Raw genomic sequence first — 19507 nt, forward strand, 5'->3', positions numbered from 1 at the left:
GGGCGGGACCAGCGCCCCGACAGGGGCGCGGGGAACTGCGCGACCAGCCACAACCGGCCCGCAGTTCAAAAACAACCCGTAGTTTTCCGTTCCGCCCAGCGGAGCGTCACGCCGCCGTAGCCTCCCCCGTCACCGACACCCTCCCCAGCAGCTCCTCGTACGCCGGGCGGTCGAACTCGCCCGCCACCGGCGCCAGTACGGTCGCCGCGGAGAGGGCCACCGCGCGGGCCAGGCGTGCCGGCCAGGGCAGGTGCTCCACCAAACCCGACAGCAGGCCCGCGACCACGGAGTCGCCCGCGCCCGTCGGGTTGCCGCGGACCGGGCCGGGCGGGGTGGCGCGCCAGTGGCCCTCGGCGGTCGCGGCGAGGAGACCGTCCGGGCCCAGGGAGGCCACGACCGCGTGGGCGCCGCGACGGCGGGCGTCGCGGGTGGCCTGCGACGGCTCGTGGGCGCCGGTCAGTTCGGCCAGTTCGTCGGTGTTCGGCTTGACGATGTCGGGGCGGGCGGCGACACCCCTGCGGAGGGGTTCGCCGCTGGTGTCGAGCAGCACCGGGACCGCCAATGACCTTGCTGCGCGGACCAGTTGGGCGTACGCGCCCACCGGCACCCCCGGCGGCAGGCTGCCGCACAGGGCCACCGCCGAGGAGGAGCGCAACAGGTCCTCGTACGCCTCCTGGAAGGCGGACCACTCGGTGGGGGTGATCGTCGGGCCGGGTTCGTTGAGTTGAGTCGTGTCACCGGTCGCCGTGTCGACCACCGCGATCGTGCGGCGGGTCGGGCCCGTCACCGGTATCAGCGCGTCCACGACGCCCGGTGTGTGCGCGAGCTGGTCCCGGAGTGACCGCCCCGTCGCACCGCCCGCGAAGCCCGTCACCGTCACCTCGTGACCGAGGGCCGCGAGCACCCGGGCCACGTTCAGGCCCTTGCCGCCCGGCCGCTCGGTCACCTCGGTGACCCGGTGCGAGGCGTGCGGACGCAGGGCCCGTACGCGATAGGTGATGTCGAGAGCGGTGTTCAGCGTGACCGTGAGGATCACCTGGGCCGACCTCCCCCGAAAGAATGCGCCTGTCTGAACGCGCTTGCCTGTCCGGAGGCCCGATCATGCCAAAGAGAAGGCGGTCGGCCCAGTCCCGCAGGCCAACCGCCGTTCTCCGCCCTGTGCTCAACAACCGGGTGAATCAGCCCAGTTGGGGCTCTACGACCCATTCACCCCGGCGCATCACGCCCTTGAGGTCGAAGTCGGAGTCCAGGACCACCAGGTCCGCGTCCTTACCCGGCTCCAGCGAGCCCACCCGGTCGTACATGCCCAGCAGCCGGGCCGGATTGGCCGAGATGGCCGCGACGACGTCTTCCACGGGCAGCCCGTCGATGGTGACGGACCGCTTGAACGCCCGGTCGAGGGTGAGGGTCGAGCCCGCGATCGAGCCGCCCTCCACCAGCCGCGCCACGCCCTCGCTGACCTCGACCTCCAGCGGGCCGAGCATGTAACGGCCGTCGCCGAAGCCCGCCGCGTCCATGGCGTCCGTGATCAACGCGACCCGGTCGCCGCCCGCGTGATGGAACGCCAGCTGGAGGGAGGCGGGGTGCAGGTGCGTACCGTCGTTGATCAGCTCGACCGTGATGCGCTCGTCCTCCAGGAGGGCCGCGATCGGGCCGGGCTCGCGGTGTCCGAGGGTGGGCATCGCGTTGTAGAGGTGCGTCGCCACGGTGGCGCCCGCCTCGATGGCCTCCACGGTCTGCTCGTACGTCGCGTCCGTGTGGCCGATCGCCGCGATCACGCCGTGTTCGGCCAGCAGGCGTACGGAGTCGATGCCGCCCGGCAGTTCGGTGGCGAGCGTGACCATCTTGGCCCGGCCGCGCGCCGCGTCGATCAGCTTGCGGACCTCGGCCGGGTCCGGATCCCGCAGCAGTTCCTCGGAGTGGGCGCCCTTGCGGCACGGCGAGATGAACGGGCCCTCGAAGTGGATGCCCGCGATCTCGCCCTGCTCGGCCAGCTCGGAGAGCAGTCCGGCACGCTGGGCGAGCCCGTCCATGTCGCCGGTCACGGTCGAGGCGACGAGGGTCGTGGCGCCGTGCAGGCGGTGGGTGCGGATGCCCTTGAGGATCTCCTCGACGGATCCGGAGGTGAAGGAGGCGCCGCCGCCACCGTGGTTGTGCATGTCCACGAACCCGGGGACCAGCCAGTGGTCTTTCAGGTCCACGGTCGGTGCGCCTGCGGGGGCACTCCCGGAGATCCGGGCGCCCTCGACGATCACGCGACCGCCGTCCACGACTCCGGTGGGCAGCACCACCTTGGCACCGGCGAGAAGCATCTGGCTCGTGGCCATCAGGTGGTTACCTCCGAGGAGTCAGTAGGGGGAGTGGACAGCGGTTCCGGAGCGGACAGCGGGTCCGCGGTGGCCAGCAGGTCCCAGGCCAGGAGGCCCGCGCCGAGACAGCCGGCCGTGTCCCCGAGCGCCGCGGGGACGATGGACGGCAGCTTCTGGAAGGTGACGCGGCGCTCGACCGCGGCTCGCAGCGGTGTGAACAAGGTTTCCCCGGCCTCGGCGAGACCGCCACCGATGATCAGCGTGCGCGGGTCCAGCAGGGTGAGCGCGGTGACGAGCCCGTCGGCGAGCGCGTCCACGGCCCCCTGCCAGACCGCCAGCGCCCTCGGATCTCCGGACTCGACGGCCTTGGCGCAGTCCGCCGCGTCCGCCGCCGGGTCGCCGGACGCCTCGGCCCAGGCCTGGCTGACCGCCGCCGCGGACGCGAACCGTTCCAGACACCCGCGCTGCCCGCACGGACACGGGGCGCCCCCGGGGCGTACGACGATGTGGCCGATCTCGCCCGCGAAGCCGTGCGCGCCCGCCTCCACGCGGCCGTCGATGCCGATGGCACCCGCGATGCCGGTGCCCAGCGGCACGAACAGGAAGCGGTCGGCGCCCCGGCCCGCACCGATCCGGCCCTCGGCGAGTCCGCCGGTGCGCACGTCGTGGCCGAGGGCGACCGGAACCCCGTACAGCCGCTCGCTGAGCAGCTCCCGCAGGGGTACGTCGCGCCAGCCGAGGTTGGCCGAGTACGCCGCGATGCCGCGCTCGGCGTCCACGATGCCGGGTACGGCGACGCCGGCGGCCGCCGCGGGCTCGCCGAAGTGGCGTTCGCCGTACGCCCGCAGGTCGGCCGCGAAGGCGAGGATCGACTCGACCACGGAGTCCGGGCCGTGCTCCCGGCCCGTGGCGCGGCGGGCCTGATGCAGCAGCTCGCCGGCCGTCCCCACGAGGGCGGCTTTCATTCCGGTGCCGCCCACATCGAGGGCGATTACGTGTCTCACGGGGTACAGTGTCGCCCCTTACCCCCGAGAGGTCTAGTCCACTTGCGTGGTGTAGACCTTATGGCGAAATTGCGAATCGAAATTTCGCGCGGAAGTGTGCGACGAATGTGCGAACGCGACGGTGCGACGACAGAGTTGGGGACGACAGCGGTGCAGCGGCGAGTGACAGGTCTGATCGCGGTGGTGTCCGCGCTGGGCATGACGGTGGCCCTCAGCGGCTGCGGCGGCTCCGGCGAATCCGGGGGCAGCGTCACGCTGAGACTCGTCGCGGCCGACTACGGGGACTCCAAGGCGAACAGCTCCCAGAGGTACTGGGACAAGGTTGTCAAGGCGTACGAGGCCGACCATCCCGGGATCAAGGTCGAGGTCAGCGTCCACTCCTGGAACGACGTCGACGCCAAGGTCAAGAAGATGGTCACCGAGGGCAACGCGCCCGACATGGCGCAGATAGGCGCGTACGCCGACTACGCCGCCGAGAACCAGCTCTACAAGGCCGACGAACTGCTCTCCATCTCCACCCAGGCCGACTTCGTGTCGCGGCTCGCCGAGGCGGGGGAGGTCAACCGGGTTCAGTACGGCATGCCGTTCGCCTCCTCGACGCGACTGCTGTTCTACAACAAGAAGCTCTTCGCCGACGCGGACCTCACCCCGCCGCGGAGCTGGAGCGAGCTCGCGGCCGACGCGCAGGCCCTCAAGTCCAGTGGCGTGAAGATCCCGTACGCACTGCCCCTCGGGCCCGAGGAGGCGCAGGCCGAGACCCTGATGTGGCTGCTGAGCGGCGGCGACGGCTACACCGACTCCGTCGATTCGTACAGCATCGACTCCGAGCAGAACGTCGAGACGTTCACCTGGCTCAAGGACGAGCTGGTCGGGAAGGGGCTCACCGGGCCGACCGAGCCCGGGAAGCTCAACCGCGCGCAGGCCTTCGCGGCGTTCACGCGCGGCGAGGTCGGCATGCTCAACGGGCATCCCACGCTGATGAAGGCCGCCGCCGCGAAGGGTGTGGACTTCGGCATGGTGCCGATGCCCGGCATCAGCGGCCGGTCAAAGGCCACGATGGGCGTCGCCGACTGGATGATGGCCTTCAAGCAGAACGGTCACGCCGAGCAGATCGGCGACTTCCTCGACTACGTCTACAGCGAGAGGAACGTGCTCGCCTTCTCCCGCGAGTACGACCTGCTGCCCGCCACCACGTCCGCCTCCGAGACGATGGCCGGGGCCAAGGAGGACGCGGACCTCGTCCAGTTCCTCGACGAACTGCCCAACTCCGAGCTGTATCCCGTCGGCAAGACGTCCTGGGCGTCGGTCAACGCGGACATCAAGACGCAGATCGGCAAGGCCCTGAGCCCGAAGGGGAACCCGGAGGCGACGCTGGGGCAGTTGCAGCGGGCCGCGGTTTCCGCGGAGAGCTCCGCCGGTTAGGGGCGGCTTTGGGCGCTGCTGTGTCAGTGGCGCCCGCTACCGTGCCGTTCATGGAAGACGAGTCATGGAAGAAGAGCTGACTCCGCAGGAGCGGGCCGTGCTCGCCCTGGAGCGGCGCGGGTGGGCCACGCCCGGGGCCAAGGAGCGGGCGATACGGGAGGAGCTGGCGCTGGCTCCCGTTCGCTACTACCAGCTGCTGAACGCCCTGCTGGACGCGCCGCGGGCCCTGGCCCATGATCCGGTGACGGTCAACCGCTTGCGGAGGGTGCGGGACGTGAGACGGGCCGAGCGGGAGGGGTGAGGAGGGGCGAGGACCGGTGAGGAGGGCGAAGAACCCCACACCCAGAGCTAAGGTCACCGTATGGCCAGTCACCCCGACTCTTCGTCGATCCCGACCCCCACCACCCCGGCGGGCCGCGACGGTCTGGACGCCATCGTCGCGCGGCCCGACAGGGCCGTACTCGCCTTCGACTTCGACGGCACCCTCGCCCCGATCGTCCCCGACCCCGAACAGGCCCGCGCCCACCCGGACGCGGTCCCGGCGCTGGCCGCGCTCGCGCCGAAGGTCGCGTCGGTGGCCGTCGTCACGGGCAGGCCGGCCGGCGTCGCGGTCCGCTACGGAGGCTTCGCGGGCGTGCCGGGCCTGGAGCACCTCGTCGTACTCGGCCACTACGGCGCCGAGCGCTGGGACGCGGTCACCGGCACGGTCCACGCCCCCGCGCCGCACCCCGGCGTAGCCGCGGCCCGAGCCGAACTCCCCGGCTTCCTGGACGAGATCGGCGCCTGGCAGGGCACGTGGATCGAGGAGAAGGGCCGGGCCGTCGCCGTTCACACCCGCCGCGCCCAGGACCCCCAGGCCGCCTTCGAGGCCCTGCGCGAACCCCTCACCGAGCTCGCCACCCGCCACGACCTGATCGTCGAACCGGGACGGATGGTGCTCGAGCTGCGCCCGGCCGGCATGGACAAGGGCGTCGCCCTCAGCGAGTACGTACGCGACGTCGGCGCCGAGTCGGTCATGTACTGCGGCGACGACCTGGGCGACCTGCCCGCCTTCGCCGCCGTGGAAAAGCTCCGCTCCGACGGCGTACCCGGCCTGCTGGTGTGCAGCGGCAGCACCGAGGTCACCGAGCTCGCCGACCGCGCCGACCTGGTGGTCGACGGCCCCGAGGGACTCGTACGCCTGCTGGAGGGACTCGCGGCTCAGCTGGCCCCGTAAGGGGCGCGGGGAACTGCGCGCTCAGCCCCCACGCACCCGCGGCGTTCAATCGGTGCCGCGGCAGCGCTACAGCGCTACGCGTCCAGAGCGTTCAGCTGGTCCAGGAACCACTGGGCCGGAGGCAAAGCGGTGGCCGCCGCGGCCAACCGCTTCGTCCTCTCGGCCCGCTCGTCCAACGGCATCGTCAGCGCCTCGTGGAGCGCGCGGGCGGTGCCCGAGACGTCGTACGGGTTCACGGTGATCGCGTCCTCGCCCAGCTCCTCGTACGCCCCCGCCTCCCGGGAGAGCACCAGCACGCAGCCGTCGTCCGACACGACCGGCATCTCCTTGGCGACGAGGTTCATGCCGTCCCGGATGGGGTTGACGAGGGCCACGTCCGCCAGCCGGTACGCCGCGAGCGAGCGCGCGAAGTCGTCCTTCAGATTCAGCAGGACCGGCGTCCAACCCGGCGTCCCGTACTGGGAGTTGATCTCCTCCGCCAGCCGCTGCACCTCGGTCATGTAGTCGCGGTAGACGGCCAGGTCCTGGCGGGACGGGTAGGCGAACGCCACGTGCACGACGCGCTCGCGCCACGAGGGCTGGTCGTCGAGCAGCTCCCGGTACGCCAGCAGTCCGCGCACGATGTTCTTGGACAGCTCGGTCCGGTCCACCCGCACGATCGTCTTCCGCGGCTTCCCGTCGGCCGTCGTCCCGATCTGCTCCCGCAGCTCGGCCATCCGCTCGGCCACGTCAGGCCGGTGCGACCGCTCGCGCAGGAAGTCTGCGTCCGCCCCGAGTCCGTGCACGCCGATCCGCGTACCCGACGGAATCCCGGGACCCAGCACGGCGTGACAGCAATCCGTGAACGCGTCCGCCCAACGCTGTGTGAGGAACGCCGCCCGGTCCGCGCCGAGGATGCCGCCGAGCACCTGCGCGGCGATGTCGTCGGGCAGCAGCCGGAAGTAGTCCGGCGGAGCCCACGGCGTGTGCGAGAAGTGCCCGATCCGCAGATCGGGACGGAGCTCGCGGAGCATCCGCGGCACCAGCGTCAGGTGGTAGTCCTGGACGAGGACGGCCGCACCGGGCGCCGCCTCCTCGGCCAGCGCCGCCGCGAAGGCGTGGTTGTACGTCTCGTACGCCGCCCACTGCCGCCGGAAGTCCACGCCGAAGACCGGCTCCAGCGGCGTCTGGTACAGCATGTGGTGGACGAACCACAGCGCTGAGTTGGCGATGCCGTTGTACGCGTCCGCGTGCACGTCGGCGTCGATGTCCAGCATCCGCACGCCGGGCTCGCCGACCCCGCGCCTGACCGCCTCGCGGTCGCCGTCGCCGAGCGCCGAGCAGACCCACAGCGCCCCCGCCTCGGGCCCGATCGCGGAGAGCCCCGAGACCAGCCCGCCCCCGCCGCGCTTGGCGGTGAGCGCCCCGGTCTCGTCGAGTGCGTACGAGACCGGGCCGCGGTTGGACGCGACGAGGACGCTTGCCGCTTGGGTGGAAGCCATGCCTCGAAATCTAGCCCAGCGTCTATCCGCTCAAACGTTCACCCCGGCCGTATACGGGAGGTTGTGGGTCATCTGCGGGGGCGGATGTGGCTGGTCGCGCAGTTCCCCGCGCCCCTGTCGGGCCTCCGGCCCTGTAGGGGCGCGGGCCCCTTTACGCCGCCTTTCGTTCCGCGTACTCCGCGATTTCCGCCATCGGAGGACGTTCCTCCATGTCCACGGAGTGGGTGCGCGGCACGAAACCCTTCTCGCCCCGTTCGAACTGGGTGATCTCGGGCCGGATGAGGTGCCCGCGGGCCAGTCGCAGCTGGGCGGTGCGGTAGATCGTGGCGGCCATCCGGCCCAGTGCCTGCCCGTCCTGGTGACGGTGCTTGCGGACGCCCACGTCGACCTGGGCGAGGGAGTCCAGGCCCACGAGGTGCAGGGCGTCGACGAGCATGCCGAGCTCGACGCCGTATCCGACGGGGAACGGCAGCTGCTCCAGGAGGGAGCGGCGGGCCGCGTACTCCCCGCCCAGCGGCTGCACGAAACCGGCCAGCTGCGGCCAGTGCATGTTCAGCAGCGGGCGGGCCATCAGCTCGGTGACCCGGCCGCCCTGACCTGCGGCGGAGCCGAGCGGACGGTCGTACATCGCCTTGACGAGGTCGACGCCCGGCTCGGTGAGCAGCGGGCCGACGATCCCGGAGACGAAGTCGGCCGAGAACTCCTTCAGGTCGGCGTCGATGAAGCAGACGATGTCCCCGCTGGTGACGAGGAGCGAGCGCCACAGCACCTCGCCCTTGCCGGGGACGGTGGGAATGCGGGGCAGGATCTCGTCCCGGTGCACGACGCGGGCACCCGCGTCGGCGGCGACCTCGGAGGTACGGTCCGTCGAACCCGAGTCGATCACCACGATCTCGTCGACGAGCGGCACCTTCCTGGTCATCAGCTCGCGGCGGATCACGGCGACGATCTCGCCGACGGTCTCCTCCTCATTGAGCGCGGGCAGGACTACGCTCACCGTGGAGTTGGCGGCTCGTTTCGCGGCTATGAGCTTCTTCATCGGGCGGTCACTCACGGACCAAGAGCGCGTGTTCAGCCAGCGCTCGACGTCTTCCAGCACGTGCGGCTCTCCCTTTGCGTTGGACCGGCGTCGCGCGTGATCTTCATCTCGCGGTTCGGACTGCTCTCTCCACGATCCAGGCCTTCGGTTACAGTCTTGGACAACGCTGATGACCATCGCATGTCGGGGGTCATCGACGTGTTTCACGGATCAACCAGAGCTCGGCGAACGATCAGCCGAACGATCAACAACTGAATACCGCTCATCCAGAGGGGCAGAGGGATACGGCCCGTTGAAGCCCCGGCAACCCTCCAGCCGGTCTCGCCTGATCATTGTCGATCAGCATCGCGAGGCTCCCGGCTCGGGAAGGTGCCAAATCCGTCTCACGGCGAAGTGCGTCGTGAGGAAGATGAGGAGAAAGGGCCTCGCCTCCATGGCTGCGCAGACAGTTGCAAGCACCACGAACTCCGTGACCTCCACCACCTCCGCCGCTTCGGCCGATTCCGCGAACGCCGTTGATCTCGGCCCCGCCGCCGCGCTTTCCTGCCGCGAGTGCGGGCACCGCGTTCCGCTCGGCCCGGTCTTCGCCTGCGAGGAGTGTTTCGGCCCGCTGGAGATCGCGTACGACTTCTCGGCCTATGACACCGAGGAACTCCGCAAGCGCATCGAAGCGGGACCGGCGAACATCTGGCGTTACGCGCCTCTCCTCCCCGTCCCCGCCGACGTGGCCGAGAAGCCGAACATCAACCCCGGCTGGACCAAGCTCGTCAAGGCCGACAACCTGGCGCGCGAGCTCGGCGTCGACCCGGGCAAGCTCTTCGTCAAGGACGACTCCGGCAACCCGACGCACTCCTTCAAGGACCGCGTCGTCGCCCAGGCCATCGAGGCCGCCCGCGCCTTCGGCTTCACCACGCTCTCCTGCTCCTCCACCGGCAACCTCGCCGGCGCGGTGGGCGCCGCCGCGGCCCGCGCCGGCTTCCGCTCCTGCGTGTTCATCCCGCACGACCTGGAGCAGGGCAAGGTCGTCATGGCCGCGGTCTACGGCGGCGAGCTCGTCGGCATCGAGGGCAACTACGACGACGTGAACCGCTTCTGCTCCGAGCTGATCGGTGACCCGGCCGGCGAGGGCTGGGGCTTCGTCAACGTCAACCTGCGCCCGTACTACGCGGAGGGCTCCAAGACCCTGGCGTACGAGATCTGCGAGCAGCTCGGCTGGCAGCTCCCCGACCAGCTCGTCGTCCCGATCGCCTCCGGGTCCCAGCTCACGAAGATCGACAAGGGTCTGCAGGAGCTGATCAAGCTCGGGCTCGTCGAGGACAAGCCGTACAAGATCTTCGGTGCCCAGGCCGAGGGCTGCTCGCCGGTGTCGGTGGCGTACAAGGCCGGGCTCGACGTCGTACGGCCCCAGAAGCCGAACACCATCGCCAAGTCGCTCGCCATCGGTAACCCCGCGGACGGACCGTACGTGCTCGACATCGCGCGTCGTACGGGCGGGGCCGTGGAGGATGTGAACGACGAGCAGGTTGTCGACGCCATCAAGCTGCTGGCGCGCACGGAGGGCATCTTCGCGGAGACCGCCGGTGGTGTGACCGTGGGTGTGGCGAAGAAGCTGATCGAGAATGGTCTGCTGGACCCGACGCTGACGACGGTCGTCCTCAACACGGGTGACGGACTGAAGACCCTGGACGCGGTGGCTTCTGACACGGGGCTCACCGCGACCATTCGTCCGAGCCTGGACTCGTTCCGTGAGGCCGGGCTCGCTTCTTAGTCGTAGTTCTTGCGCTGCGGGCCGCTGGGGGCTGGTCGCGCAGTTCCCCGCGCCCCTGACGGGGCGCTCGTATCCGACCGGAGGTCGTACCCCATGAGCGTCAACGTTCGTATCCCCACCATCCTGCGCACCTACACCGGCGGAAAGGCCGAGGTGGCTGCCGAGGGTGGGACTCTCGGCGAGGTCATCGCCGACCTGGAGAAGAACCACACGGGCATCGCCGCCCGTGTCCTGGACGACCAGGGCAAGCTGCGTCGCTTCGTCAACGTGTACGTGAACGACGACGACGTTCGCTTCGAGCAGGGGCTGGAGACGGCGACGCCGGACGGGGCCGGGGTTTCGATCATTCCGGCCGTCGCCGGAGGCTGACCGTCGAGTCCAGTGCCGGAGGCTGATCATTACCGTCGGTAACTGGAGTTACTGAGAGTTCATCGAATTGCCCTCTCCGTGAGAGAAACGGAGGGGGCAATTCTGTATGGTTGAGCGCGGTACAGTTGGGGAACCTGCTTCGCTCCGCATGACGGGCGCATATGAGTTCCCGCCCGAAGCCCGACAAGAAGCAGCCAAAGTGTCCCGCGTTTTTAAGCCTTTCACGGCATTTATGGGGCCCGACTTGCCCTGAATCTTTGCGGATCCTCCACATATTCCCGATCGACCGCGCCCAGAATTCTCGTCCGATTGACCTGTTGCAGACGGCAGTTGGGCAGATACATTCAGCCGCGGTCGACGCGTTCCGGCGCACACCCCCAACCGTTGGGGGGTGAGGTCTGACCCGGATCCATGAAGTGTGGGTCTGTGCAAGGGCCAGTAATAGGGGAGTTAGGCATGGCTCAGGGCACCGTCAAGTGGTTCAACGCGGAGAAGGGGTACGGCTTCATCGCGGTCGACGGTGGTGCGGATGTATTCGTCCACTACAGCGCGATTCAGATGGACGGCTACCGCACCCTGGAAGAGGGTCAGCGAGTCGATTTCGAGATCTCGCAAGGCCAGAAGGGGCCGCAGGCGGACATGGTCCGACTGGCGACCGGCTGAAGCACGCGCCGACTTTACTGCAGCGACGTTCTTCTTTCGAAGGGCTCGTACCCCACCGGGTACGGGCCCTTCGGCATGTCGGAGGGCCCGTACCCGGCGGCATGCCGTGAGGGCCGGCGGCATCTCGGAGGCCCGGCGACATGCCCGCGTACGGGACCGGGTAAGCGCGTGCGGGGGCCCGGGTACGCGCGGATGTGTTCACGAGCGCCCCTACTCCCACCTGCGGATCATCGTGAGCCGCTTGCACTCGCATGGGTCGAGTGCTAATCATTGGCGTTAGCACTCTGAAGGTGAGAGTGATAACGAGGACCGGGTCGGTGAGGCCCGCAGGCCGGGTGGGGCAAGGAACCACGAGGTCGGTAGGCCGTCCGTCGCGGGCGCGGGCGCGGTCCTGGAGATTCCACCCCAGTCCGGGAGGACCACTTCACATGGCCAAGATCATCGCGTTCGACGAGGAGGCACGGCGCGGTCTCGAGCGCGGGATGAACCAGCTCGCCGACGCCGTCAAGGTCACCCTTGGCCCCAAGGGCCGCAACGTCGTCCTCGAGAAGAAGTGGGGCGCCCCCACGATCACCAACGACGGTGTCTCCATCGCCAAGGAGATCGAGCTCGAGGACCCGTACGAGAAGATCGGCGCCGAGCTGGTCAAGGAAGTCGCGAAGAAGACGGACGACGTCGCCGGTGACGGCACGACGACCGCGACCGTCCTGGCCCAGGCGCTGGTCCGCGAGGGCCTTCGCAACGTAGCCGCCGGTGCCAACCCGATGGCTCTCAAGCGCGGTATCGAGAAGGCCGTCGAGGCCGTCTCCGGTGCCCTGCTGGAGCAGGCCAAGGATGTCGAGACCAAGGAGCAGATCGCTTCCACGGCCTCCATCTCCGCCGCCGACACCCAGATCGGCGAGCTCATCGCCGAGGCGATGGACAAGGTCGGCAAGGAAGGCGTCATCACCGTCGAGGAGTCCCAGACCTTCGGTCTGGAGCTGGAGCTCACCGAGGGTATGCGCTTCGACAAGGGCTACATCTCGGCGTACTTCGCCACCGACATGGAGCGGATGGAGGCGTCGCTCGACGACCCCTACATCCTCATCGCCAACTCCAAGATCGGTAACGTCAAGGACCTGCTCCCGCTCCTGGAGAAGGTCATGCAGTCGGGCAAGCCGCTGCTGATCATCGCCGAGGACGTCGAGGGCGAGGCCCTGTCGACCCTGGTCGTCAACAAGATCCGTGGCACCTTCAAGTCCGTCGCCGTCAAGGCCCCGGGCTTCGGTGACCGCCGCAAGGCCATGCTGGCCGACATCGCCATCCTCACGGGCGGTGAGGTCATCTCCGAGGAGGTCGGCCTCAAGCTCGAGAACGCGACCGTCGACCTGCTCGGCCGTGCTCGCAAGGTCGTCATCACCAAGGACGAGACCACGATCGTGGACGGTGCCGGTTCGGCCGACCAGGTCGCGGGCCGGGTCAACCAGATCCGTGCCGAGATCGAGAACTCGGACTCGGACTACGACCGCGAGAAGCTCCAGGAGCGCCTGGCGAAGCTGGCCGGCGGCGTGGCCGTCATCAAGGCCGGTGCCGCCACCGAGGTCGAGCTCAAGGAGCGCAAGCACCGCATCGAGGACGCCGTTCGCAACGCGAAGGCGGCCGTCGAGGAGGGCATCGTCGCCGGTGGTGGCGTGGCCCTGCTCCAGGCCTCCACGGTCTTCGAGAAGCTGGACCTCGAGGGTGACGAGGCGACCGGCGCCAACGCCGTGCGGCTCGCCCTGGAGGCCCCGCTCAAGCAGATCGCCGTCAACGGTGGCCTCGAGGGTGGCGTCATCGTCGAGAAGGTCCGCAACCTGCCCATCGGCCACGGCCTGAACGCCGCGACCGGTGAGTACGTCGACATGATCGCCGAGGGCATCATCGACCCGGCGAAGGTCACGCGCTCTGCCCTGCAGAACGCCGCGTCCATCGCCGCGCTGTTCCTCACCACCGAGGCCGTCATCGCCGACAAGCCTGAGAAGGCCGGGGCCGGTGCGGGTGCCGGTGGCGGCATGCCGGGCGGTGACATGGACTTCTGATCCCGTTCGTCTTACGGATCAGGCTCGTCCTTCAGTACGACAGACCGAGGGCGGCACCCCATCCAGGGGTGCCGCCCTCGGGCGTGTCCGGGGTCACAGAGGTGTGCGGTGGGGCGGTGGAATGCGCGGGACAGGCAGGACGGTTGACGCGTAGGCACAGGTTGATGCATGTGCACATACCTGTCGGAATGTCCTCTGCGCTCGATGCCTGACCGATCTCTCCGAGGAGCCCCCTACGTGACTGTCATCGCCTCCGACTCCCGCGCGGCCCGGATTCTGGCCCGGCCCGTTTCCCTGAACGGGCTGACCGTTCCGAACCGGATCGTGATGGCTCCGATGACCCGGAACTTCTCGCCGGGTGGTGTTCCGGGGGAGGACGTGGCGTCGTACTACGCGCGCCGTGCCGCCGCGGGCGTCGGTCTCATCGTCACCGAGGGCACGTACGTGGGGCATGAGTCGGCCGGGCAGAGTGACCGGGTCCCGCGCTTCCACGGCGCGGAGCAGCTGGCCGGGTGGGCGAAGGTCGCCGAGGCCGTGCACGCGGCGGGCGGGAAGATCGTGCCGCAGCTGTGGCACATCGGCATGGTGCGGTCCGCCGGGGAGCCGCCGTTCGCGGACGCGCCCGCGGTCGGCCCGTCCGGCCTGCGCCTCGACGGCACCGCGGGCGAGGGCAGGGAGATGACCTCGGCCGACCTGGACGACGTCGTCCAGGCCTTCGCCGAGGCCGCGGCCGCCGCCGAGCGGATCGGCTTCGACGGAGTCGAACTGCACGGCGCGCACGGCTACTTGATCGACCAGTTCCTGTGGTCGGGCACGAACCACCGCACGGACGCGTACGGCGGGGACCTCGTCGCCCGGACGAAGTTCGCGGCGGAGATCGTGGCCGCGGTCCGGGCATCGGTCTCGCCGACCTTCCCCGTCATCTTCCGGTACTCACAGTGGAAGCAGGCCGTGTACAAGGCGCGGCTGGCCGAGAGCCCGGAGGAACTGGAGGCCCTGCTGACCCCGCTCGCCGCGGCCGGCGTGGACGCCTTCCACGCCTCCACGCGCCGCTACTGGCTCCCCGAGTTCGACGGCTCGGACCTCAACCTGGCCGGCTGGACGAAGAAGCTCACCGGCAAGCCCACCGTCACCGTCGGCTCCGTCGGCCTCAACGGCGACTTCATGAAGGCATTCCAGGGCGAGGGCGCCGAGGTCAAGAGCCTCGACGATCTGCTGGACAGGCTGGAGGGCGAGGAGTTCGACCTGGTGGCGGTCGGGCGGGCACTGCTTCAGGATCCGGAGTGGGCGGCGAAGGTGCTGGACGGGCGGTTCGGGGAGCTGGGGGCGTACGAGCCGACGGCGCTGGGCTCGCTCAGCTGATGTGACGGCCGCTGACGGCCGCTGACCGTCGCTGTACGCCGAGGGCGGCACCCCTTTTCGGCAGGGGTGCCGCCCTCGGCGTACGCAGGCCGGAAGGCCGTCCGGGCGCGGGCGCCGCTGTTGCCGGACGGAGACATTCGGGACGTATCCGTGGCGTGGCGGAGTACAACGGGCGGGGGTGGCCGGGGGTCTTATCCGGTGTGAGGTGCCCGTGATGCGCAGTGCACGGGCCGACCGCCTCACTCGACCGACAGCACGCTGTGAACGACCGACATGGGGGAAACATGAACGTCCGTACTCGTGGTAACCGACTCGCCCTGGCCACCGTGACCGCTCTGACCGCCCTGGCCGCTGTCGCCGTGGCCGCCGTCCCGGCTGCCGCTGCCACCACCGCCGCCGACTCCGACACGCCCCGGTTCCTGGAGCCGGGCGAGCTGCCGCCGCACCCGACCTCTCCTTGGTACGCCGGGCCGGTCACCGCCGGGCAGCCCGAGGCGCTGCCGATCTGTGTGGGCGACGCGCTGCCGTCCATCGCCTCCCACCGCAGCTACTGGACCGAGTACGACACCAACGCCGTGCAGGTCACGGTGGTGGAGCGGGACGAGCAGCGGGCCAAGGAATTCGCGGCCTTCCTGCGCAAGAACCTCGCCGACTGCGCCAAGAAGCTGATGGCGCAGGACCCCGACATCACCGCGACGCAGAAGTACTACGGCAAGCTCAACGTCGAGGAGGGCGCCCACGTCTACGGCGTCCACACCGCTTCCTCCTGGGGCTCCTCCGACATCGGTCTGCTCTCGGTCGGACGGGACGGCAGGACCGTGACGGTCGTCGACTGGGGACAGATGGGCAACTTCCAGCACGCTCAGGTCGCCGACTTCAAGACCACCACGGTTACGGCGGTCGACAAGCTGTACTGAGCGCTGTACTGACCGACGCGGCGGGTCTGGCGGCAGGGTCTGAAGGGTGTGGTCCCGGCCGAGGCCGGGGGCGCACCCTTCGGGCTCGTGGGCTGTCAGTCCGCGTAGTCCTTGAGCTTCTCGGTGTCCAGGGTGATGTTCACGGGGGCGGGGAGCTCGACGACGGCTCCGTACGGGTATGAAGGGCTCTGCTGGTACGTCCCGTTCTTCAGGTCGTTGTGCACGACGACGGTGTCGTTGTCCCGGTCGATGAGGAGATAAATGGGGATGCCTGCTTCCGCGTGGCCGCGGACTTTGTCGATGCGGTCGCGCCGGTCGGTGTCGCGGTCGTGGGAGGTGACTTCGACGACCATGAGGACGCCCTTGGGATCGGCCGCCGTGGAGGTCAGGGGCACGGAAGGCGGGGGTGGTGCGGCCTCGCCCCGGCACGGGCCGCACACGCCGCCCGGCAGGGCCTCCGGACGCCCCGGCGTGCCGCACTTCGCGCACTCCAGTACGCGGAGGGGTGGGCGGGGAGCGGGCTCCCGTTCTGGCGGGAGCTTGCTGGTCAGGCGGCGGCGGACGAGGGCGGCCGGGCTGTGGACCGGGGTTGGGAGGCCTGCGGTCAGGGTGCACGCCGCAGGCGGCGGGCCGGTGGCGGACGTGGGCTGCGGACCTGGACACGTCACCGCCCACCTGCGTGAGTTGGGCGTGGATGCTTTCGGTGTCGACCTTTCACCCGTGATGATCGACGTGGCTCGGCGTGACCACCCCGGCGCGCGGTTCGAGGTGGGCTCGATGACGGACCTCGACCTCGCCGACGCTTCGGTCGTCGGCCTGCTCGCCTTTTGGTCGTTGATCCACATTCCCGACGACTCCGTCCCCACGGTCTTCGGCCACTTCCACCGGGTGTTGCGTCCCGGCGGACCATTGCTGCTCGGCTTTCACGTCGGCGACGAGCCGACGCTGAAGACGCAGGGCTACGGCGGTCACCCGATGAACGTCCACGTCCACCGCCGCCGCCCCGACCAGGTGGCGGCCTGGCTACGCGATGCCGGGTTCACGGTCAAGGCCCACATGCTGCTCGACCTCGACGAGAGCGTCCCGGGTGCGGTCCTTTTCGCGCGCCGTCAGCCCTGGCCCAGAAAGGTGATTGGAAGCTTCAGGACAACTCTCGCAGCCCGTGACCAGGCCTGATCGAAGTGACGCGTGTCCCAAACCTTCCGCTCCCGGGCGGAGGGCGGCGTGTGCGCCGGCCGGGATTCGTTCGGAATGGCGAGGTTCGGCGTTCGAGGGTCAGATTTTGATGACGCGGGTTCCCGGGCCGCACAGTATGAGGAGATCTTCGGGGTCCGACGTCAGGACAGTCGCTGGGGCGGGGGAAGCGAGTGCGGTGGCGGCCACGATCGCGTCGAGGGCGTACTTGTGGCCGTGCAGTCCCGCTGCGGCGAGGAGCTTGCTCGCTTGGCGGGCGATGGCTTCGGTGGGCGGGATGATGTTCACGCGGGAGACAGCGTGATCGAACCGGGCCTGGTTGGTTTTCGGGTCGCGGGCTTCGACGAGGGTGACGGAGCTGGTGACGACCCGGATGTCCTCGGCCTCGGCCGCGGCCAGCCACTCGGTGAGTTCGGGTGTTCGTCGGACGAGTTTGGACAGCCCCTCGCAGTCCAGGACGAGGGTGCCGCTCACGCGGCGTCCGCGGAGTTGGCCGTTTCGCCGCGCAGGATCGCTCGCTTGGCTTCGACCGCTGCCTGGTCGACCGGGCCGTGTTCGGCTTCCGCGTCTTCGATGAGTTCGCGCAGCCGGTCGCGTTCCAGCTGACGCTGGATGAGGGTTTCGACGTAGGCGGACATGCCGCGCTTGCCGGTACGTGCTTTGAGGGCCGCGATGGTGCCTTCGTGGAGCGAGACGGAGACCGGGCGGACGGGGCCTTCGCCGGGCGCGGGGGAAGTGGCCATGACGCCCACTTTAACAAAAAGTTTGTTATTTGCGGGCCCGGGTGATTCTGTGCGTACGAGCTCGTGACCCGCGCGGTGTGGGAGAGGACTGGTCCGCCCGCTGGCCCGCGGGTCACGAGTTCGTAGCTAAAGGTTCCCCATCGGCTCGATGTCGATCTTCACCGGTGTGCCCCAGATCCGTAGCACCTCGTAGTCCGTGAACTCGTGGACCAGGCGGTAGGCCATGCTCGGGCGGGGGCTTCGGCGCTGCGCGGCGAGGTACAGCTCCGCTTCCTGCTTGTCGCGGCGGGGCGTGCCGCAGAGCTGCCAGGCCTGGCCGGTCCACATCTCGGGGAGCCAGCGCTGCTGGGGCTGGGGCCGGTCGCCCCGTACGCCATAACGGGTCTTCGTGCGCTCGACGGCCTCGGTCGGGGCCATCGGGCGGCCCTGCGGGAACGAGTCGTTGACCTTGGAGCGGCGGGCGATGCGGCGACGGGTCTCGCAGAGCAGGCACAGGTCGGGGGCGTCCTCGTCGACCGGGCCAGTGGGGTGCTCGGCGCAGCGCGTGGTGGGCGCCGCCTTGGTGACGGTCTCCTCCAGCAGATCCAGGGCCCGCTTCAGATCGGCCTTGACCTCGTGCAGCTTCGCGTCGGGCGTGTCGCCGTTCAACGCGTCGCCGTGCTCGCCGAGCACCCGCAGGGCGCGGCCCAGGGCGGTCAATTGCGCGTGGTTCACGGTGCTCGTACCCCTTCCTGTTGGCCTACCCAGACTCGCATGCCGCACTGACATCCACGCTTCGGCCAACGGGCGGGCCGCCGTCCCTCCGGCCAACGGGCGGGCCGCTGTCCCCCCGGCCAACGGACCGGCGGTGCCGGGGCAGCGCGCATGCCGTGTCCGGTCAGTGGAGTGCCGCCGCCAGCGCCGCGCGCAGATGGCCGCCGCTCTCCTCCAGCAGGCGGGCGGCCGTCGGGCCGTCCACGTCGCCCAGGATCGTGAGGATCGCGTTCTTCACCTCGCCGTCGGTCGCGGCGAGCGCCGTCTCGACCTCGTCGTCGGAGGCGTCGGTGGCGAGGGAGACGATGCGGCGGGAGCGGGCCCGCAGCTTCTCGTTCGAGGCGCGTACGTCGACCATCAGGTTCCCGTACGTCTTGCCCAGGCGGATCATCGTGATCGTCGACAGCATGTTGAGGACGAGCTTCTGGGCCGTACCGGCCTTCAGGCGCGTCGAGCCCGTCAGCAGCTCCGGGCCGACGACGACCTCGATGCCGTGGTCGGCCGCCGCGGCGAGGGCGCTGTCCGCGTTGCAGGACAGGCCGATGGTGAGGGCGCCGAGCGCGCGGGCGTGCTCGACCGCGCCGATCGCGTACGGGGTGCGGCCGGACGCGGAGATCCCGACGACCACGTCGTCCGGGCTCAGGTCCAGGGCGGACAGGTCCTCGGTGGCCAGCTCGCTGGAGTCCTCCGCGCCCTCGATCGACGTGGTCATGGCGGTCGGTCCGCCCGCGACCAGGCCGACCACCTCGGACGGGTCGGTGTTGAAGGTGGGCGGGCACTCGGACGCGTCCAGCACACCGAGGCGGCCGGCGGTGCCGGCACCCGCGTAGATCAGGCGGCCGCCGCGCGCCATCCGCTCCGCGGTCGCGTCGATCGCGGCGGCGATCTGCGGGAGCCGCGCCGCGACGGCGGCCGGTACGGTCGCGTCCTCACCGTTCATGATCTTCGCGATGTCGAGCGTGGGCAGCTGGTCGATGTCGGAGAGATCGGGACGGAACGCCTCGGTGGTCAGGGTCTCCAACTCGGCCCGCAGGTCGCTGTAGTCGGGATAGGGAGAGGGGGCGGGGGCGGATGGTGAGGAGGGGGAGTGGGCTGAGGCGTCGGTGGCGTCGGCGCTGGAGGTCATGTGCGGTGGCTCTTTCTGGTGCTGGAAATTTCCTGTGCTGGATACTCCGGTGCGGGTGAGCACGCCCCGCCTTTTTGGGGCGCG

General features: G+C 69.8%; 20 protein-coding genes and 1 riboswitch. Of the genes, 10 read left to right on the forward strand and 10 right to left on the reverse strand.

Annotated elements, in window-relative coordinates:
• Nucleotides 1-106 precede the first annotated feature (106 nt).
• The 3 genes from ACTWQR_RS19685 to ACTWQR_RS19695 form a co-directional block, all read right to left on the reverse strand.
• Nucleotides 107-1036 carry a 1-phosphofructokinase family hexose kinase gene (locus tag ACTWQR_RS19685; protein WP_443228409.1) on the reverse strand — a complete coding sequence of 310 codons (930 nt, stop codon included), beginning with the start codon at nt 1034-1036 and terminating at the stop codon, nt 107-109.
• A gap of 142 nt (nt 1037-1178) precedes the next feature.
• A complete protein-coding gene (gene nagA / locus ACTWQR_RS19690; protein WP_443228410.1) occupies nt 1179-2327 on the reverse strand; it encodes an N-acetylglucosamine-6-phosphate deacetylase in 1149 nt (382 codons plus the stop codon).
• Nucleotides 2327-3313 (reverse strand): ROK family protein, encoded by a 987-nt coding sequence (locus ACTWQR_RS19695; RefSeq protein WP_443228411.1) that lies wholly within the window; start codon nt 3311-3313, stop codon nt 2327-2329. The genes nagA and ACTWQR_RS19695 overlap by 1 nt, the downstream gene beginning before the upstream one ends.
• Nucleotides 3314-3463: 150 nt before the next feature.
• Between ACTWQR_RS19695 and ACTWQR_RS19700 the strand changes: the two genes are divergently transcribed.
• From ACTWQR_RS19700 to otsB, 3 genes are all read left to right on the forward strand, one after another.
• The gene (locus tag ACTWQR_RS19700) at nt 3464-4735 is read left to right on the forward strand and encodes an extracellular solute-binding protein (RefSeq protein ID WP_443228430.1); all 1272 of its coding nucleotides are present in this window, start codon (nt 3464-3466) and stop codon (nt 4733-4735) included.
• Nucleotides 4736-4799: 64 nt separating this feature from the next.
• The gene (locus ACTWQR_RS19705; protein ID WP_443228412.1) at nt 4800-5036 is read left to right on the forward strand and encodes a DUF3263 domain-containing protein; all 237 of its coding nucleotides are present in this window, start codon (nt 4800-4802) and stop codon (nt 5034-5036) included.
• Nucleotides 5037-5096: 60 nt separating this feature from the next.
• Nucleotides 5097-5951: a trehalose-phosphatase gene (gene otsB, locus ACTWQR_RS19710; protein ID WP_443228413.1), complete on the forward strand. Its 855-nt coding sequence runs from the start codon at nt 5097-5099 to the stop codon at nt 5949-5951.
• Between the two features lie 74 nt (nt 5952-6025).
• On the opposite strand, the gene ACTWQR_RS19715 is transcribed toward otsB, so the two are convergent.
• A complete protein-coding gene (locus ACTWQR_RS19715; protein ID WP_443228414.1) occupies nt 6026-7432 on the reverse strand; it encodes an alpha,alpha-trehalose-phosphate synthase (UDP-forming) in 1407 nt (468 codons plus the stop codon).
• Nucleotides 7433-7583: 151 nt separating this feature from the next.
• Entirely contained in the window at nt 7584-8531 is a 948-nt protein-coding gene (locus ACTWQR_RS19720; protein WP_443228415.1) for a glucosyl-3-phosphoglycerate synthase, read from the reverse strand.
• Between the two features lie 199 nt (nt 8532-8730).
• A riboswitch (SAM riboswitch) is annotated at nt 8731-8887 on the forward strand.
• 17 nt (nt 8888-8904) lie between these two features.
• On the opposite strand from ACTWQR_RS19720, the gene thrC reads away from it, so the two are divergent.
• The 6 genes from thrC to ACTWQR_RS19750 all read left to right on the forward strand — a co-directional run bounded on the left by thrC (nt 8905) and on the right by ACTWQR_RS19750 (nt 15607).
• Entirely contained in the window at nt 8905-10239 is a 1335-nt protein-coding gene (thrC, locus tag ACTWQR_RS19725; protein WP_443228416.1) for a threonine synthase, read from the forward strand.
• A 93-nt stretch (nt 10240-10332) separates the two neighbouring features.
• On the forward strand, nt 10333-10608 hold the full coding sequence (locus tag ACTWQR_RS19730; protein ID WP_362448042.1) for a MoaD/ThiS family protein: 276 nt from the start codon (nt 10333-10335) through the stop codon (nt 10606-10608).
• Nucleotides 10609-11064: 456 nt separating this feature from the next.
• Nucleotides 11065-11271, forward strand: a complete 207-nt coding sequence (locus tag ACTWQR_RS19735) for a cold-shock protein (protein WP_007493268.1) — start codon at nt 11065-11067, stop codon at nt 11269-11271.
• Nucleotides 11272-11699: 428 nt separating this feature from the next.
• Complete coding sequence (gene groL, locus ACTWQR_RS19740) at nt 11700-13328, forward strand: chaperonin GroEL (RefSeq protein ID WP_443228417.1); 1629 nt, start codon at nt 11700-11702, stop codon at nt 13326-13328.
• A gap of 204 nt (nt 13329-13532) precedes the next feature.
• Complete coding sequence (locus tag ACTWQR_RS19745) at nt 13533-14690, forward strand: NADH:flavin oxidoreductase (RefSeq protein ID WP_443228418.1); 1158 nt, start codon at nt 13533-13535, stop codon at nt 14688-14690.
• A 284-nt stretch (nt 14691-14974) separates the two neighbouring features.
• Nucleotides 14975-15607 carry a hypothetical protein gene (locus ACTWQR_RS19750; RefSeq protein ID WP_443228419.1) on the forward strand — a complete coding sequence of 211 codons (633 nt, stop codon included), beginning with the start codon at nt 14975-14977 and terminating at the stop codon, nt 15605-15607.
• 95 nt (nt 15608-15702) lie between these two features.
• Here the strand turns inward: ACTWQR_RS19750 and ACTWQR_RS19755 are convergent, their stop codons facing one another.
• Entirely contained in the window at nt 15703-16002 is a 300-nt protein-coding gene (locus ACTWQR_RS19755; protein ID WP_443228420.1) for a Uma2 family endonuclease, read from the reverse strand.
• A 214-nt stretch (nt 16003-16216) separates the two neighbouring features.
• On the opposite strand from ACTWQR_RS19755, the gene ACTWQR_RS19760 reads away from it, so the two are divergent.
• Nucleotides 16217-16783: a class I SAM-dependent methyltransferase gene (locus ACTWQR_RS19760; protein ID WP_443228421.1), complete on the forward strand. Its 567-nt coding sequence runs from the start codon at nt 16217-16219 to the stop codon at nt 16781-16783.
• A 99-nt stretch (nt 16784-16882) separates the two neighbouring features.
• Here ACTWQR_RS19760 and ACTWQR_RS19765 read toward each other — a convergent pair whose 3' ends face one another.
• From ACTWQR_RS19765 to murQ, 4 genes are all read right to left on the reverse strand, one after another.
• Complete coding sequence (locus tag ACTWQR_RS19765) at nt 16883-17275, reverse strand: type II toxin-antitoxin system VapC family toxin (RefSeq protein ID WP_443228422.1); 393 nt, start codon at nt 17273-17275, stop codon at nt 16883-16885.
• Entirely contained in the window at nt 17272-17544 is a 273-nt protein-coding gene (locus tag ACTWQR_RS19770; RefSeq protein ID WP_443228423.1) for a hypothetical protein, read from the reverse strand. The genes ACTWQR_RS19765 and ACTWQR_RS19770 overlap by 4 nt, the downstream gene beginning before the upstream one ends.
• 126 nt (nt 17545-17670) lie before the next feature.
• Nucleotides 17671-18258, reverse strand: a complete 588-nt coding sequence (locus ACTWQR_RS19775; protein WP_443228424.1) for a hypothetical protein — start codon at nt 18256-18258, stop codon at nt 17671-17673.
• Between the two features lie 163 nt (nt 18259-18421).
• A complete protein-coding gene (gene murQ, locus ACTWQR_RS19780; RefSeq protein ID WP_443228431.1) occupies nt 18422-19423 on the reverse strand; it encodes an N-acetylmuramic acid 6-phosphate etherase in 1002 nt (333 codons plus the stop codon).
• Nucleotides 19424-19507: the final 84 nt, after the last annotated feature.

This window comes from Streptomyces sp. 2A115, from assembly GCF_052245575.1.
GTDB lineage: Bacteria > Actinomycetota > Actinomycetes > Streptomycetales > Streptomycetaceae > Streptomyces.